The 13,602-nt window shown below is 62.1% G+C and carries 18 protein-coding genes; 9 read left to right on the top strand and 9 right to left on the bottom strand.

The window, feature by feature from the left end; all coding sequences use genetic code 11:
• Nucleotides 1-40: 40 nt before the first annotated feature.
• From ACSQ3Q_RS05760 to hemW, 4 genes are all read left to right on the top strand, one after another.
• On the top strand, nucleotides 41-943 hold the full coding sequence (locus ACSQ3Q_RS05760; protein WP_436133447.1) for a PP2C family protein-serine/threonine phosphatase: 903 nt from the start codon (nucleotides 41-43) through the stop codon (nucleotides 941-943).
• A 355-nt stretch (nucleotides 944-1,298) separates the two neighbouring features.
• A complete protein-coding gene (rph, locus tag ACSQ3Q_RS05765) occupies nucleotides 1,299-2,036 on the top strand; it encodes a ribonuclease PH (protein WP_436133448.1) in 738 nt (245 codons plus the stop codon).
• Nucleotides 2,037-2,085: 49 nt separating this feature from the next.
• Nucleotides 2,086-2,685 carry an RdgB/HAM1 family non-canonical purine NTP pyrophosphatase gene (rdgB, locus tag ACSQ3Q_RS05770; RefSeq protein ID WP_436133449.1) on the top strand — a complete coding sequence of 200 codons (600 nt, stop codon included), beginning with the start codon at nucleotides 2,086-2,088 and terminating at the stop codon, nucleotides 2,683-2,685.
• 30 nt (nucleotides 2,686-2,715) lie between these two features.
• A complete protein-coding gene (hemW, locus tag ACSQ3Q_RS05775; RefSeq protein WP_436133450.1) occupies nucleotides 2,716-3,975 on the top strand; it encodes a radical SAM family heme chaperone HemW in 1,260 nt (419 codons plus the stop codon).
• A gap of 17 nt (nucleotides 3,976-3,992) precedes the next feature.
• On the opposite strand, the gene ACSQ3Q_RS05780 is transcribed toward hemW, so the two are convergent.
• Entirely contained in the window at nucleotides 3,993-4,334 is a 342-nt protein-coding gene (locus ACSQ3Q_RS05780; protein WP_436133451.1) for an I78 family peptidase inhibitor, read from the bottom strand.
• A 405-nt stretch (nucleotides 4,335-4,739) separates the two neighbouring features.
• Between ACSQ3Q_RS05780 and ACSQ3Q_RS05785 the strand changes: the two genes are divergently transcribed.
• Together ACSQ3Q_RS05785 and ACSQ3Q_RS05790 are read left to right on the top strand one after the other, a co-directional pair.
• Nucleotides 4,740-5,219: a VOC family protein gene (locus ACSQ3Q_RS05785; protein WP_436133452.1), complete on the top strand. Its 480-nt coding sequence runs from the start codon at nucleotides 4,740-4,742 to the stop codon at nucleotides 5,217-5,219.
• Between the two features lie 83 nt (nucleotides 5,220-5,302).
• Nucleotides 5,303-5,626 (top strand): YnfA family protein, encoded by a 324-nt coding sequence (locus tag ACSQ3Q_RS05790; protein ID WP_436133453.1) that lies wholly within the window; start codon nucleotides 5,303-5,305, stop codon nucleotides 5,624-5,626.
• Here the strand turns inward: ACSQ3Q_RS05790 and ACSQ3Q_RS05795 are convergent.
• The 4 genes from ACSQ3Q_RS05795 to merT all read right to left on the bottom strand — a co-directional run bounded on the left by ACSQ3Q_RS05795 (nucleotide 5,623) and on the right by merT (nucleotide 7,528).
• The gene (locus ACSQ3Q_RS05795; RefSeq protein WP_436133454.1) at nucleotides 5,623-6,087 is read right to left on the bottom strand and encodes a MerR family transcriptional regulator; all 465 of its coding nucleotides are present in this window, start codon (nucleotides 6,085-6,087) and stop codon (nucleotides 5,623-5,625) included. The two genes, ACSQ3Q_RS05790 and ACSQ3Q_RS05795, sit on opposite strands and share 4 nt — an antisense overlap.
• Before the next feature lie 543 nt (nucleotides 6,088-6,630).
• Nucleotides 6,631-6,858 (bottom strand): GDCCVxC domain-containing (seleno)protein, encoded by a 228-nt coding sequence (locus ACSQ3Q_RS05800; protein WP_436133455.1) that lies wholly within the window; start codon nucleotides 6,856-6,858, stop codon nucleotides 6,631-6,633.
• Entirely contained in the window at nucleotides 6,855-7,154 is a 300-nt protein-coding gene (gene merP / locus ACSQ3Q_RS05805; protein WP_436133456.1) for a mercury resistance system periplasmic binding protein MerP, read from the bottom strand. The genes ACSQ3Q_RS05800 and merP overlap by 4 nt, the downstream gene beginning before the upstream one ends.
• The gene (gene merT / locus ACSQ3Q_RS05810; RefSeq protein ID WP_436133457.1) at nucleotides 7,154-7,528 is read right to left on the bottom strand and encodes a mercuric ion transporter MerT; all 375 of its coding nucleotides are present in this window, start codon (nucleotides 7,526-7,528) and stop codon (nucleotides 7,154-7,156) included. Before merT ends, merP begins: the two co-directional genes overlap by 1 nt.
• A gap of 42 nt (nucleotides 7,529-7,570) precedes the next feature.
• Between merT and merR the strand changes: the two genes are divergently transcribed.
• Nucleotides 7,571-8,008, top strand: coding sequence for an Hg(II)-responsive transcriptional regulator (gene merR, locus ACSQ3Q_RS05815; protein WP_436133458.1), 438 nt, complete (start codon nucleotides 7,571-7,573; stop codon nucleotides 8,006-8,008).
• Here the strand turns inward: merR and tnpC are convergent.
• The 3 genes from tnpC to tnpA form a co-directional block, all read right to left on the bottom strand.
• Nucleotides 7,997-9,523, bottom strand: a complete 1,527-nt coding sequence (gene tnpC / locus ACSQ3Q_RS05820) for an IS66 family transposase (RefSeq protein ID WP_436136946.1) — start codon at nucleotides 9,521-9,523, stop codon at nucleotides 7,997-7,999. The two genes, merR and tnpC, sit on opposite strands and share 12 nt — an antisense overlap.
• An 84-nt stretch (nucleotides 9,524-9,607) precedes the next feature.
• Complete coding sequence (tnpB, locus tag ACSQ3Q_RS05825) at nucleotides 9,608-9,970, bottom strand: IS66 family insertion sequence element accessory protein TnpB (RefSeq protein WP_436133459.1); 363 nt, start codon at nucleotides 9,968-9,970, stop codon at nucleotides 9,608-9,610.
• On the bottom strand, nucleotides 9,937-10,275 hold the full coding sequence (tnpA, locus tag ACSQ3Q_RS05830) for an IS66-like element accessory protein TnpA (RefSeq protein WP_436133460.1): 339 nt from the start codon (nucleotides 10,273-10,275) through the stop codon (nucleotides 9,937-9,939). The genes tnpB and tnpA overlap by 34 nt, the downstream gene beginning before the upstream one ends.
• A 1,506-nt stretch (nucleotides 10,276-11,781) precedes the next feature.
• Here tnpA and ACSQ3Q_RS05835 point away from each other — a divergent pair.
• Both ACSQ3Q_RS05835 and ACSQ3Q_RS05840 read left to right on the top strand, forming a co-directional pair.
• Nucleotides 11,782-12,117 carry a hypothetical protein gene (locus tag ACSQ3Q_RS05835; RefSeq protein ID WP_436133461.1) on the top strand — a complete coding sequence of 112 codons (336 nt, stop codon included), beginning with the start codon at nucleotides 11,782-11,784 and terminating at the stop codon, nucleotides 12,115-12,117.
• A gap of 102 nt (nucleotides 12,118-12,219) precedes the next feature.
• Nucleotides 12,220-12,987, top strand: coding sequence for a hypothetical protein (locus tag ACSQ3Q_RS05840; RefSeq protein WP_436133462.1), 768 nt, complete (start codon nucleotides 12,220-12,222; stop codon nucleotides 12,985-12,987).
• Nucleotides 12,988-13,233: 246 nt separating this feature from the next.
• Here the strand turns inward: ACSQ3Q_RS05840 and ACSQ3Q_RS05845 are convergent, their stop codons facing one another.
• On the bottom strand, nucleotides 13,234-13,587 hold the full coding sequence (locus ACSQ3Q_RS05845) for a hypothetical protein (protein WP_436133463.1): 354 nt from the start codon (nucleotides 13,585-13,587) through the stop codon (nucleotides 13,234-13,236).
• Nucleotides 13,588-13,602 lie beyond the last annotated feature (15 nt).

Genomic DNA, 13,602 nt, shown 5'->3' on the forward strand with positions numbered 1-13,602 from the left:
TTAACGATGCCGTGCTGCATCCCCGTTTGCGCGAGTCTCTATGAAGTTCTCGGTATTCCAGATCAGCCGCCGCGGCGGCCGCGAGAAGAACGAGGACCGCATGGGCTATTGCTACACGCGCGAATCGGGCCTTTTTGTGCTGGCCGATGGCATGGGTGGCCACCCTGAAGGCGAGGTCGCCGCGCAGATCGCGCTGCAGACCATTTCGGCACTGTTCCAGCGCCAGGCCAAGCCGCAACTCAAAGATGTGCAGGAGTTCCTGTCAGGCGCGCTGCTGGCGGCGCACCACCAGATCCTGCGCTACGCCACTGACAAGGGCATGCTCGACACGCCCCGCACGACGTTGGTCGCGGCGGTGCTCCAGTCAGGCACCGCTACCTGGATCCACTGCGGCGACTCGCGTTTGTACATGGTGCGCGATGGCGACTTGCTGACCCGCACACGTGACCACTCGTACATGGAACTGCGCAACTCGCCGCCGCCGGGGCTCGAGCGCATCAACCGCAACGTGCTGTTCACCTGCCTGGGCTCGCCCACCAAGCCCATCTACGACATCACCGGGCCGGTGTATTTGGAGCAGGGCGACCGCATCCTCCTGTGCTCCGATGGCTTGTGGGGCACGATCAGCGACGAAGAGATCGCCAAACAACTGGCCCGCAATGCGGTGGCGCACGCGGTGCCCGAGCTGGTGGAAGACGCCCTGCGCAAGGCCGGCGACACCAGCGACAACGTCACCGTGATTGCGATGGAGTGGGAAACACCCGACGCGTTCGAGTCCACCCAGGGCGTCTCGACCGACAGCATCAGCGACGACGTGTTTGCCTCGACCATTCAGGCGGGGCCGCTGGATGGACTGGTGGACGACCTGGATGACGCGGCCATCGAGCGGTCCATTGCCGAAATCAACGAGGCCATCCGCCGCTCTGCTGCACGGAAAGCCTGAGACTGGCAGGCATCGCGAGGTCGGTGCGCATGATGCCCTGAGGGCTGCAATGTCGCCAGCCACCGGTTGCCTGCCATGCCAAGGGATCAAGTCGGGGTTCGAGCTTCACCTCCCTGTGGTCCTGCCAGCTGCGATCTGGGAGCGGTGACTTGGGCTCATGCCGGCGCTGGCATTTGCGCAGCGGCGATTGGGGTTGCAATGGCGTGGCCCAGGCCCGGCGCGACATGCAGCACCTCGGGTCTTCCTGGGGCGGCAGGCCGGCGAACCCAGGCGCTGACCTCGACCGACCAGCCCGTGGCCGAATCGCCCTGGGACAACTCTAGAGCATCTACTTTTGACATCGGAAACAAACCACATGACCACGACGTTCACCCGCACCGATGCCCGCGCCGCCGACCAACTGCGCCCCGTGCGCATCACGCGCCACTACACGATGCACGCCGAGGGCTCGGTGCTCATCGAGTTTGGCAACACCAAGGTGCTCTGCACGGCGTCCGTGGAAGAGCGCGTGCCGCCGCACAAGCGCGGCAGCGGCGAGGGCTGGGTCACGGCCGAATACGGCATGCTGCCGCGTGCCACGCACACGCGCAGCGACCGCGAAGCAGCGCGGGGCAAACAAAACGGCCGCACGCAAGAGATCCAGCGCCTTATCGGCCGCTCGCTGCGCGCGGTGTTCGACTTGAAGTTGCTGGGTGAGCGCACCATCCAGCTCGACTGCGACGTCATTCAGGCCGACGGCGGAACCCGCACTGCAGCAATCACGGGTGCCTGGGTAGCGGCCCAGGATGCAGTCAGCCACTTGATGGCGGCGGGCAAGATCAACCAGTCGCCCCTGCTCCAACCGGTGGCCGCCGTGTCCGTCGGCATCGTCCACGGCATGCCCCTGCTGGACCTGGAATACGTCGAGGACGTGGGCTGCGACACCGACATGAACGTCGTGATGACGGGCGCCGGCCATTTTGTGGAAGTGCAGGGCACCGCAGAGGGCGTGGCCTTCACCCGCACCGAGATGGACAAGCTCTTGGCCCTGGCCGAAAAAGGCATTGCCGAGCTGGTGTTGCTCCAGCAGCAATCGCTTAGGGTTGCTATTTAATTAATAGCTAAAAGTGCAATACAGATAAGCGGTAGAGGCTATTTTGACCATGAAAATTGTGTTGGCGTCGAACAACCGCGGCAAGCTGGCCGAGCTGCAGGCCATGCTGGCGCCGTTGTCGGTGGAGCTCGTGCGCCAGGCGGACCTGGGCGTGGGCGAAGCGGACGAGCCTTTTCGCACCTTCGTCGAGAACGCGCTGGCGAAGGCGCGGTTTGCGGCGGCGCACACCGGCCTGCCTGCGCTGGCGGACGATGCCGGCCTGTGCGTGGATGCGTTTGGCGGCCTGCCCGGCGTCGACACGGCCTACTACGCCACCCAGTTCGGCTACGAGAAGGGCGATGACACCAACGTGCGCGCGCTCCTGGAGCAAATGCAAGGCATCGACCACCGGCGTGCCGCGATGGTCAGCACCCTGGTGGCTGTGCGCAGCCCTGAAGACCCCGAGCCGCTGATCGCCGTCGGCCGGGTGGCGGGCGAAATCACCCGCGAGCCACGCGGCAGCAACGGCTTTGGGTTCGATCCCGTCATGTTCATCCCCGAATTTGGCAAGACGTTTGCCGAACTCCCGGTCGAAGTGAAAAACGCACACAGCCACCGCGGCCGCGCGGCGCAGCAGATGCTGGCGCTGCTGCGCGAGCGCTGGTTTTAGGCCGCTGCTGCCGCTGTCCCAGTCCCTGCCATGGCCCATATCCCGATCACGCCCGCAGCCGAATCTGCGCCCGCGCCTGTGCGCGACATCCAGCACTACATGCGCCCCGGCTTGCTGCAGCTGGCCAGCCTGCCGCCGCTGTCGCTGTACGTGCACCTGCCCTGGTGCCTCAAGAAGTGCCCGTACTGCGATTTCAATTCGCACGAGTTCCGGGACGGCACCGCCGCGGCCGCCGGCACGGCACAGGTGCCCGAGCAGCGCTACATCGACGCGCTCATGGCCGACCTGGAGGCCGCGCTGCCGTTGATCTGGGGCCGCACGGTGCACAGCATCTTCATCGGTGGCGGCACGCCCAGCTTGTTTTCACCCGCAGCCATCGACCGGCTGATCGGCGACATCCGCGCCCGGCTGCGGCTGGAGCCTGACTGTGAAATCACGCTGGAGGCCAACCCCGGCACCTTTGAGAAAGACCGCTTCCGTGCCTTCCGCGCTGCCGGCGTCACGCGCCTGTCCATTGGCGTGCAGAGCTTCAACGACCAGCACCTGAAGGCCCTGGGCCGCGTGCACGACCGCGCGCAGGCGCTGGCCGCGGTCCAGGAGGCGGCCCAAGCGTTCGACACCTTCAACCTGGACATCATGTATGCGCTGCCGGGCCAGACCCTGCAGGAGCTCGAACAGGACATGCAGACGGCGCTGGCGCTGCAGCCGCCGCACATCTCCATCTACCACCTGACCATCGAGCCCAACACCTACTTCGCCAAGTTCCCCCCTACCATCCCCGAGGACGACCAGGCGTACGCCATGCTCGACCGCATCACCGAGATGGCAGGCCAGGCCGGTTTGGACCGCTACGAAATATCGGCCTACGCAAAGCCCGGCCACCAGTGTTTTCACAACACCAACTACTGGCAGTTTGGCGACTACCTGGGCATTGGCGCGGGTGCACACAGCAAGCTCAGCTTTGCGCACCGTGTGGTGCGGCAAGTGCGGTTTCGAGAGCCGCGCCTGTACATGGACAACGCGCTGGCGGGCCGTGCCGTGGCGCAAGACGATGAGGTGCGCCGGGGCGACCTGCCGTTTGAATACATGCTCAACGCCCTGCGATTGCGCGAAGGTTTTGCGCTGCAGGACTTCACCGCGCGCACAGGCCTGCCGTTGACGGCCATTGCCAAGGGCCTGGAGGCGGCCCAGCGCAAGGGCTTGATCGAGCGCGACATGGCCCGCGTACGCCCGACCGAGCGGGGCTTTGACTTCCTCAGCGACCTGCAGGAGCTGTTCCTCGCGGACTGAGGCCGCCGCCATGGGCGTCAGCCGCAGCGCACCGCGATGATCTTTCCGGCGCTATCCACCTCCAGGTTCAGCCGCTGCGCGTCAAATTCCTTGGTGATCATTTGTCCGGGCCGAAGAATGCGCGCCATCTGCGCCCCAGAGCGGGCACGCGCAGATTCCATCACCGACGAGGTGCTGTTTTGCCCCACCGCAAACTGCGCGGGCTGCGCGTTGCATTGGCCCGTGGCCGGGGGTGGGGTACTGGCCGCAGGTGGCGTCGAGGCCGATGCCCCGGGCGCAGTGCCGTAGCCGCTACAGGCTGTCATGGCAATGGCGGTGGTCACGGTGGCAAACGAGAGGACGGCAGTGGATCTGGACATTTTTTCTGGCTCCGAGCTTCAAGGACTTTTCACCATACTGGAACACGCATTGCGAGGCAGTGTCCAGCCGTAACAACAACGGACGTTGGCGTAGAAGAGTGCGCTCGTCGCCGGCCGCGATGATCAATCTACAGACGCCTCCTACGGCAATGTCGGTTGCGTCCTACAGCGATTTCGCAAACCCACTTTTACTATCCATCCGTCGATACCCCCTCGACATCCCTCCCGCTTGCACAGCAAGTGTTAAGCCTGCATCTGCAGGCTTTTTTTTGCCCAGAAGAAACGTCGGAATTGGAGTCGGGTTGCACGGCCGCATCGCGTTGGCGTGCGATGTGAAGAGTAAAAAAGCCTCTGGCACGCATCTCAAGAGTAGAGTGCGCCAGATCGCCACGACAGGAGAACTCCATGGTCAGCAAAAACACGATATGCCTGTGGTACGACGGCACCGCGCTGGAGGCCGCAACGTTCTACGCTAAGACCTTCCCCGACAGCAGGGTGGGCGCCGTCCACTGTGCCCCCGGGGACTACCCCGCAGGCAAGCAGGGTGATGTCCTCACGGTCGAATTCACGGTGATGGGCATACCCTGCCTGGGCCTGAACGGCGGACCGCAGTTCAAACACAACGAGGCGTTTTCTTTCCAGGTTGCGACCGAGGACCAGGCCGAAACCGACCGCCTCTGGAATGCCATCGTCGGCCACGGTGGTCAGGAAAGCGCGTGCGGCTGGTGCAAGGACCAGTGGGGCCTCTCCTGGCAAATCACACCCCGTGCCCTCACGGAAGCGATCACCGATCCCGACCAGGCCGCAGCCCAGCGCGCGTTCACGGCCATGATGGGGATGACAAAAATCGACATCGCAGTGATTGAGGCCGCGCGGCGGGGTTGACCTCGCGTTGACTTTGGCGACGACAGGCGCGACCGCTACTGAGAGTGTTGTAATCGCCGGCCTTGCTCCTCAAAGGTGCCGCATTGAAGACCGTCCTGCTCTTCGTCATCACAGCCCTTGCTGAAATCGTGGGCTGCTACTTGCCCTACCTGTGGCTCACCAAAGGCGGCTCAGTCTGGTTGCTGCTCCCTGCTGCGATCTCACTGGGGCTTTTCGCGTGGCTGCTCACCTTGCATCCCGCAGCGGCGGGGCGGGTCTACGCAGCCTACGGGGGGGTCTACATCGCTGTGGCGTTGGCGTGGCTCTGGGGCGTGGATGGCATCCGTCCGAGCGCGTGGGACATCGCCGGGGTCGTGGTCAGCCTGGCGGGCATGGCGTTGATCGCGTTCCAGCCAAGGACCGCTTAGCCGCAGCAGCCCTTGGGCTGGGCCAAAGCAGATGCGCCCAGGCTCAGGTCCTTCAAGATGGTGCATTGGGGCGCGGGGCCGCCGATGCATTCGTCCGAGCAGGCCTTCACAAACTTGGCCAAGCTGCGCTCCAGGTTTTGCAGCTCATTGAGCTTGGATCGAACGGCGTCAAGGTGTACCTGTGCAATGTCACGTGCCTCTGCGCAGTCGCTTTCATCGCTGGTCGAAAGCGCTACCAGCGCGCGCGTTTCTTCAATCGAAAAACCAAAGTCCCGGCACTGTCGGATAAGCGTCAGCACCTCCTGCACTTTTTCGTCATACACACGGTGACCGCTCGGGCGCCGCATGGCGGGCGGAATCAACCCCACTTCTTCGTAGTACCGCAGGGCGGACACGTTGAACCCTGTGCGCTGGGCCAGCGCCCCGATGCTCAATTGCCCGTCAATCGATAGGGTATTCATGCGTTGCTCCTTGCATCTCAAGCTACTTGAGGTTTTAGAGTCAGTGTACGGGAATGTTCCCGGCAAACCCTGAAGAGTAAGACGATGAAAAAACCCATCTTGGCCGCAGTCGGACTGGCCGGCGCGTGTGTCGCATGCTGCTCCATCCCCATCGCACTCACCCTGGTGAGCGGCATCTCCGCGGCGGGGTTGGCGGGATGGGTTGTGGGTGACCTCACGGGTCAAATCGCCGCTGCAGGTTTGGGCGTTGTGGTGATCGGTGGCCTGTGGGCTTGGAGGGTCCGCCGCGCCAACGCTGATTGCGCCACACAGGCTGCCCCATCGTGCGCGACAGGTGCGGGGAGTTGCGGATGCGCGGCGAAAGCAGGCTAGGGACGGCAACACGCACGGAAGGCAGAGCTTGCTCATCGCGTGGTTGAAGCGGCGGACAAGGCTGGAGCGTGTTGCGGCGGTAACGATCCCTAGGCTCTGGTTGAGGAACACGGTAAGCGTCCGGGCATCCCACATTGATCTGTAGTTGAAGGTTGCTGAGTAGGCGAACCTCTACGTTTTGGAACCGCAGCAGGTGTCGTCGCCACCGGCTTGGATTGGAGGGCACGGCACCGAACCGAACGAGCAGAACACACAACAATCGCCCGGTTTTGGACGCAAGACGGTGTGGCACCTTTCACACTCGTAGAACCATTGGCACGCGTCCGTCGGCATTGTTTCGTTCTTGGCATGCCCACACACTGGGCATGTCAGAACAGAGTCCAAGATCAAACCTGTCATGGCTTTGCCGCGGCAACAGATGACGGGAACCCGGCTTCCGCGGTGGCCTTGGTCAGCACGTCCACCTTGACCCTGGTGTCATCAAAGACCACCGTGGTCTCTCGTTTGGCCAGGTTGGATTTGACGCCAATGACTCCGTCAATCTGGGTCAGTGCCTTCTTCACCGTGATGGGGCAAGTGGCACAACTCATGCCGGGCACCGAAAGAGTGACGCTCTGTTGGGCAGCCCAGCCGGGCGTCAGCAGCAAGACTGCTGCAGTGGTCATGATCAACCGCTTCATGTCGGAGCCTTTCATCAGTAGAACCAGTGGGCGAACAGGGGGAACACCAGCGCGGCCACCAGTAACAGGGTCACCATGGCAAACAGCACCTTGTAGGAGAGGCTGACCATCGGCCGCTGACATACCTGTCCCGCTTCACAGGCCACAACCGGGCGCCATAACCGGCGCGCCGCAAAGATCAAGGCGATAGTGGCTGCACCAATGAACAGTGGTTGGTACGGCTCCAGCAGCGTCAACGTGCTGATCCATGCCCCAGAGATGCCCAGCATGATCAGCACCAGAGGGCCAAGACAGCAGGCCGACGCCAAGAGCGCGGACAGGCCCCCCGCGATCAAAGCCTTGCCACCGCGAGCGGAACGGTCAGAGCTATCGGTAGATTTTGTTGACATGGCTTAAGCTTAGTCCCGTACATTGGTACGGAGTCAAGCACCATGAGCCTTCCTCTTCCGCATGCCCACCCCGGCTTGACCATTGGTGATCTGGCCAAGGCGGCCGGTGTCAATGTAGAGACCATACGGTTCTACCAACGCAAGGAGCTGATGCCCGAGCCAGAACGGCCCCAGGGCAGCATTCGGCGATATGATCGAAATGACCTATCGCGATTGCATTTCATCAAGACTGCGAAGCGGCTGGGGTTCAGCCTGGATGAGACCGCGCAGTTGCTGCAACTCGACGATGGTGCGAGCTGCGCTCAAGCCCGTACACACGCGGAGTCCAAACTCGCCGAAGTTCAACTCAAGCTTGCAGACCTGCACCGAATGGAAGCCGTACTCTCTGAACTGATCGATCTCTGCGGTTCTGGGAGAGGCAAGGTCCGCTGCCCGCTGATCGCGGCAATGGTGAGGCAGTCGCCCCCTCTACAGATTTGAAGCAGTGGTGGACTGCCAGTAATGTGGCAACAGATCTTGAATGCGGCTGGCGCGCTGCATGGGCAGGCGTGCCATCACATCGTGCAGGTAGGCATACGGGTCGTGGCCATTCATTCGCGCTGACTGGATCAGGCTCATGACGGCCGCCGCCCGCTGGCCCGCGCGCAGGCTGCCAGCGAAGAGCCAGTTATTGCGGCCAATGGCGATGGGCCGAATCTGGTTCTCGATCCAGTTGTTGTCCGCGGGCAGCTGCCCGTCATCGACGAACCGCGTCAACGCTTCCCAGCGCCGTAGGCTGTAGTCCAGCGCCTTGGCGCTTGCAGAACCCTCAGGCACCTTCTGGCGTTGCAGCAGCATCCACCGGTGCAAGGCATCGAGCAGCGGCTTCGTTTGCTGTTGCCGGATGGCTTGGCGATGATCGGCGCTGAGCTCCTTGACTTCACGCTCAATCTCGTAGACCCGACCGAACTGCTGCAGCGCGAACTCTGCGATCTGACTTTGATTGGCCGCATGCAGATCGAAGAACTTGCGCCGCGCGTGCGCCAGGCAGCCAACCTCGGTCACGCCGCTGGCGATCAAGGCCTTGTAGCCGCTGAAGTCGTCACAGGTGAGGCTGCCTCTCCAGTCACCCAGGAAGCGCCGGGCGTGTTCGCCCGAGCGTGATTCACAGAAGTCGTAGACGACCACCTTCGTGTCCTCGAAGGCCCCCGTGGCGTAGGCCCAGAGGTATGCGCGGTGCGTCTTGCCATTGCCCGGTTTGAGCATGGACACCGGCGTCTCGTCGGCATGCAGCACGCGGTGCTGCAGCAGCTCGTTTCTCATGGCATCCACCAGCGGCTGCAGCTGCACGCCGCAGGAGCCCACCCATTGCGCCAACGTCGAGCGTGGGATGGCGAGACCAGCTCGGCCGAAGATCGCTTCCTGGCGGTACAGCGGCAGGTGATCGGCGTACTTGGCCACCAGCACCTGCGCCAATAGACCGGTGGTGGGGATGCCCTTGTCGATAACGTGAGGATCGACAGGCACTTGGGTGAGCGTCTCGCACTTCGCGCAAGCCCACTTACCCCGGATGTGGCGCTCCACGGTGAACACACCAGGCACGTAGTCCAGCTTCTCGGCCACGTCCTCGCCCACGCGCTTCATCTGGCAGCCGCACTGGCACAAGGTGGATTCGGGCTCGTGGCGGATCTCGCGCCGCGGCAGGCTCGATGGCAGCGGCGCGCGTTTGGGAACCTTCTTCTCTTCCAGCTTGGCTGGTGCCTGCGCTTCCTGCAGCGCATCGATCTCCGTGGCCACGGCCGCCAGGTCAGCTTCGATCTCGTCTTCGAGCAGGCTCTTCTGCTCGGGGTTGAAGCGTTCGGACTGAGCGGCAAACTTCATGCGCTTCAAGAGCGCGTTCTCGTGCGTGAGTTTGTCCAGCAGCGCGCTCTGGTGGCGCAGCTGCGTCATGAGGCGCGTGGTCAGCTCACGCAGCTCTTCTGCGCTCAGGCTCTGCAGGGATTGAGGCTCGACCACCATGGGCATTCACTGTGCCAGCACTGGCACATGCGCACCATTGGCGCATGCCCCAATTGGCAAGCACCGGTCCGCGCTTCAGAGTCAGACCACGGTGATGACTCCGCCGTCTGCCAGGCGCTGCCAGGGCAGGCCCAGCACCAGCGCATCGAACTGCGCGCGGGTGAGCGAGGCGGTGCTTGCCGCATCACGCGGCCAGACGAACTTGCCGCTGTTCAGGCGCCGCGCCGCCAGCCACACACCAATGCCATCGTGCACCAGCACCTTCATGCGGTTGGCGCGTCGATTGGCGAAGAGATAGGCGTGGTGCGGGCGCGCTGCGCCGAAGACCGACACCACGCGCGCCAGCGCCGTCTCGGTCCCAGCTCGCATGTCCAGAGGTTCAGTGGCCAGCCACAGTGCATCCACCCGGATCACTTGAGCAGCTCTCGCATCCACACGCCGCACTGCTCGGCCGCCGCCAGGGGCCAGGTCACCGAGACGCTGGTGGCGCCACGGCGCAGCTCGATGCGGATGTCTGGTGCAGGCGCGCACGTCGCGGGCGGCAGCGCTACAGGAACGAATGCAGGGGCCTGCAGTCCAGGCAGCGCGTTGCCATCCTGGCGGCGCCACTTGTGCACGACGTTGGCGTTGATGCCGTGCGACAGGGCAATGCCGGCCACCGAAGCGCCTGGCTCGGCGCACTTGGCAAGGATCTGCTTCTTGAGCTCGGCGCCGTATCTCCGGCGGGTCTTCTTCTTGGCTTCATTCATGGTGTCCACCTAACGCTTGGTGGACACCATCGTTGCCGCTTAGGTCAATGCATTCAAGGGTGGGATGACCGCGCGCTTACGGAACACGGAACAGGTGCAGCAGATGACCCCGACCTGTTTCTGCGTGTGTGCAATAGCCGCAGCGCCAATAAAAAAGCACCTCATGTGAGGTGCTTTCAATTTGGCGGAGACTGTGGTTTTCGAACCAAGAGTTTTTGCTCAAGCGCATGCTCGCCGACTTGGCTAACCCATTTTGAGATGCAGGCAAAATGTCAGCTATCGGCCAGAAGCGGCCAGTGGATGCGGATGAAAGCGGACGCTCAACGTTTGAGATGAGAGGCTGCCGGAGGCACTCCTCACCATTGAAGGGTTAGGCGCCATGCTGCGGAGTGCAGTGGATTGGCGGCCTCATCGGTTAGCTCTTTTTTTCGAGCCCCCCAGCACGTACGACAGGAAGCTCCCGCATAAGTGTTTGCGCCAGCCCGTAGGCGAGAGCGAGCCATGATGCGAGCATGATGAAGTGCACCCCCGTCGGGACTTTGCCGCCGCCGTATGGGCCCCCGCTCAGCAAGAACATCAGAGACAACGCTACGAGATATAGACCGGTGCCTAAAAGTCCAGCTGTCAGCCATTTCTTATAGACGTGGAGATGGGGTGCTGATGCAGCCACCCGCAGCATACGAACTACAAGGAGCGCCACGCATAGGCCAAGCAAAAGTATCGTGGCCCACCTTAGCGAGAGGACAGCCGCGATTGCGCCGACCGGATGATTTTCTTTGAAGAGTGCCTCGACGTTTACTCCCGCCTTCGATAGATATGTATCGGGCCACGGGAGAAAAAATGGGTAGCTCGCACTGACCAAAGTGGTTAAAGAGAGAACGATTCGAAGCATTTATTGGACCTAGCGTGGTGTATTCCGGAAAACATGAAGGATAAACGGGGTGGTGCGGGATATTCTGGACACTGATTCCTCCTGAAAGTGGTGTCCAGCTTGCGCTTGCGGCCTGTGCGGCATTCGAAAGTACAGATATAAATTTCTACAAATCCGGCAAGCATCAACTCAGCAACCTATAGCCTGCCAGTAGGCAGGCACAGGAACCTAGACAGCGCGGTTTGGACTGCAAGCCAGCGGGTATTGACCCAACGGCAGCTACGGATAGTTTTTTGCAACGGCGGCTTCGGGCCCTAAGCAGCCGGTGGACAAAACTACCCCAAAGCTACCGTTGACTCGCTACCTGCTGGCTTGACGTCCAAACCGCGCTGTTCCAGTGTCCGATGCTTGCCTACTGGCATATAGTCTGCTGAGTTGATGCCTGCCGGGTTTGTCGGAAATTTTATACCTGTGCTTTTGAACAGCGCACTGACCGCAAGCCCAATCTGCAAGCCCTTTCAGGGGGAATCAGTGTCCAGAATATCCCGCACGGTCCAGTTTATCCCGCAGGTTTTGCGAGATACATCACGTTAATCCTCACGATGCGCATCTTCAGTTTCGAGGTCGGCGACCCCATGCTTCTCGACAACGAGGAGGGGTTGCGCGCGTTTGGTTCTGAGCTGGAGGCGTTTTTGGCAAGCGCGGCTAGCGCACATTCGTTCCCGTCGCATACGTCTGGGAGCGCGGAGCCTTATGCCCAGTTTCTCGAAGGGCTCAGGGTTGAGAAAGTCGAACTCTTAGCGCCCGAACTTCAGATCGGGGAAGACCGTTGGCTTGCGTTGAAGGCCAGCGTTCCGGAACTGGTTCAACTTCGCGAGCGGATAGGCGTCCTGCAGAATGGCGATCACACGCATCTGTATGCATCGCCGATTTCGCTTGTCGTGGAGGCCGACGATACGTGGCCAAGCTGAGGATTAACTTGAAAATCGACACGGACCCACAACAGCAGCAGGCGGCTTCGCCGCTTGTGTTCGTAGTCCGGTCATTTTTACGTTAGCCGTCACTAAGAACCCATGAGCCCCGTCGAGATATTTGAGTGGGAGTTCTCGCCTGCCGACTACTTCGAAGAGTCATTCAACGTTGTCCGCGACCAGTACTCGCTGTCGGTGCGTCCCGGCAAGGCCGAGGCGCGCGTCTCGGCAGAGCTTTATGCGAGCGACCCGACGATTCGCCAACGGATTCAGGCGTCGCTCAATGACCACCTCCTCGGCGTCCAGCTATTGACTTTTCGGCCCTACACGCTCTCGTCAGCGAGAAGGACGCGTGAGCATCCAGATGGAAGAAGAGACACCTTCATCGAGCTCGAGGGGACTTCCGTAATCGCAATGGGCGGTTCTGTCGATTTCCGAATCACGGCCGCCGACGGAACGGTCGTCGCCGATACCAAGGCCGATCGAATCGCCGAGAAGAGGGTGCTCGCCGAGCGAATCGCAAAGTACAGGCCTTCCAGTCCAACGCTCGCCTCTATGCTGTCCAGCTTTGGGGCAGCTACTCGCGACCCCCAGAATGAACTCGTTCACCTCTATGAGGTTCGAGACGCCCTAAGCTCAGAACTCGGCGGAAAGTCTGGAGCCATGAGGACCCTCGGCATACCTGCCGCCACTTGGTCCCGCCTGGGCCAACTCTGCAACGATGAGCCTTTGCGTCAAGGGCGCCATCGTGGGAAAGGTGGCGCTAGCCTCCGCGACGCCACTGACGCCGAGTTGTCAGAGGCCCGCGAACTGGCTCGCTCCATGCTGCGCGCCTACGTCAACTTGCTCGCTACCCAGAGCGGGCAGTGACGGCTAACCCTTCGCTCGAGCGGATCCCACCGGCATGGCACTCGGGCCGCGAGGCCGTGCCTCTTATCATCGGCCTCGCGGCCCAAGCGCCATACCGGCGGCGGCCCGCTCAGCTCAAACGTTGAGCGTCCGCTTTAACCTGCAGCCAAAGGCCGCTCCTGGCCGGATTCTGCCCCACGGCGAGGGACGCTAGCGGGAGGCCCTAAGCGGCTGTACGCCTTTCTCCGGAGCCGACACTCGATGTGTTCAGTCCAGCGACATCAGTGCCCTGGCCAAGGCTTCCATGGAAGCCATCTCGAAGCTCCCTTCGTTCGAATCGGTTTCATGGAAAGAGCCCGCTACCACGCGGATCAGCAGGCCATCGGGGCTGTATCCGCCGAAATGAGCGTCTGCTTCAAACGACCGTCGGACACCCCGGTAGACGGCGTCCCTGAACATGTCTGGAATCTGGTCCGGCAAGACCTCCCAGATGAACGACAGGTCGGCGCCGGGTGCAGCCTCGATGGACAGGACAACGTGGCCGTACCGATGGAGTCCACCGGATTGGCGCACGATTCGACCTTCCCCACTCACGGGTGCAGGAACAAGCAGATTCTTCATTGCTGCGTATGTCGT

It is taken from the genome of Acidovorax sp. LjRoot129 (assembly GCF_964253765.1).
In the GTDB taxonomy this organism is placed as follows: domain Bacteria; phylum Pseudomonadota; class Gammaproteobacteria; order Burkholderiales; family Burkholderiaceae_C; genus Acidovorax.

What these genes read in the sequence shown, in the direction of transcription:
- ACSQ3Q_RS05760 (WP_436133447.1), top strand. Translation starts at nt 41, where the DNA reads ATGAAGTTCTCGGTATTCCAGATCAGCCGCCGCGGCGGCCGCGAGAAG.
- rph (WP_436133448.1), top strand. Translation starts at nt 1,299, where the DNA reads ATGACCACGACGTTCACCCGCACCGATGCCCGCGCCGCCGACCAACTG.
- rdgB (WP_436133449.1), top strand. Translation starts at nt 2,086, where the DNA reads ATGAAAATTGTGTTGGCGTCGAACAACCGCGGCAAGCTGGCCGAGCTG.
- hemW (WP_436133450.1), top strand. Translation starts at nt 2,716, where the DNA reads ATGGCCCATATCCCGATCACGCCCGCAGCCGAATCTGCGCCCGCGCCT.
- ACSQ3Q_RS05780 (WP_436133451.1), bottom strand. Translation starts at nt 4,334, where the DNA reads ATGTCCAGATCCACTGCCGTCCTCTCGTTTGCCACCGTGACCACCGCC.
- ACSQ3Q_RS05785 (WP_436133452.1), top strand. Translation starts at nt 4,740, where the DNA reads ATGGTCAGCAAAAACACGATATGCCTGTGGTACGACGGCACCGCGCTG.
- ACSQ3Q_RS05795 (WP_436133454.1), bottom strand. Translation starts at nt 6,087, where the DNA reads ATGAATACCCTATCGATTGACGGGCAATTGAGCATCGGGGCGCTGGCC.
- ACSQ3Q_RS05800 (WP_436133455.1), bottom strand. Translation starts at nt 6,858, where the DNA reads ATGACAGGTTTGATCTTGGACTCTGTTCTGACATGCCCAGTGTGTGGG.
- merP (WP_436133456.1), bottom strand. Translation starts at nt 7,154, where the DNA reads ATGAAAGGCTCCGACATGAAGCGGTTGATCATGACCACTGCAGCAGTC.
- merT (WP_436133457.1), bottom strand. Translation starts at nt 7,528, where the DNA reads ATGTCAACAAAATCTACCGATAGCTCTGACCGTTCCGCTCGCGGTGGC.
- merR (WP_436133458.1), top strand. Translation starts at nt 7,571, where the DNA reads ATGAGCCTTCCTCTTCCGCATGCCCACCCCGGCTTGACCATTGGTGAT.
- tnpA (WP_436133460.1), bottom strand. Translation starts at nt 10,275, where the DNA reads ATGAATGAAGCCAAGAAGAAGACCCGCCGGAGATACGGCGCCGAGCTC.
- ACSQ3Q_RS05835 (WP_436133461.1), top strand. Translation starts at nt 11,782, where the DNA reads ATGCTTCTCGACAACGAGGAGGGGTTGCGCGCGTTTGGTTCTGAGCTG.
- ACSQ3Q_RS05840 (WP_436133462.1), top strand. Translation starts at nt 12,220, where the DNA reads ATGAGCCCCGTCGAGATATTTGAGTGGGAGTTCTCGCCTGCCGACTAC.
- ACSQ3Q_RS05845 (WP_436133463.1), bottom strand. Translation starts at nt 13,587, where the DNA reads ATGAAGAATCTGCTTGTTCCTGCACCCGTGAGTGGGGAAGGTCGAATC.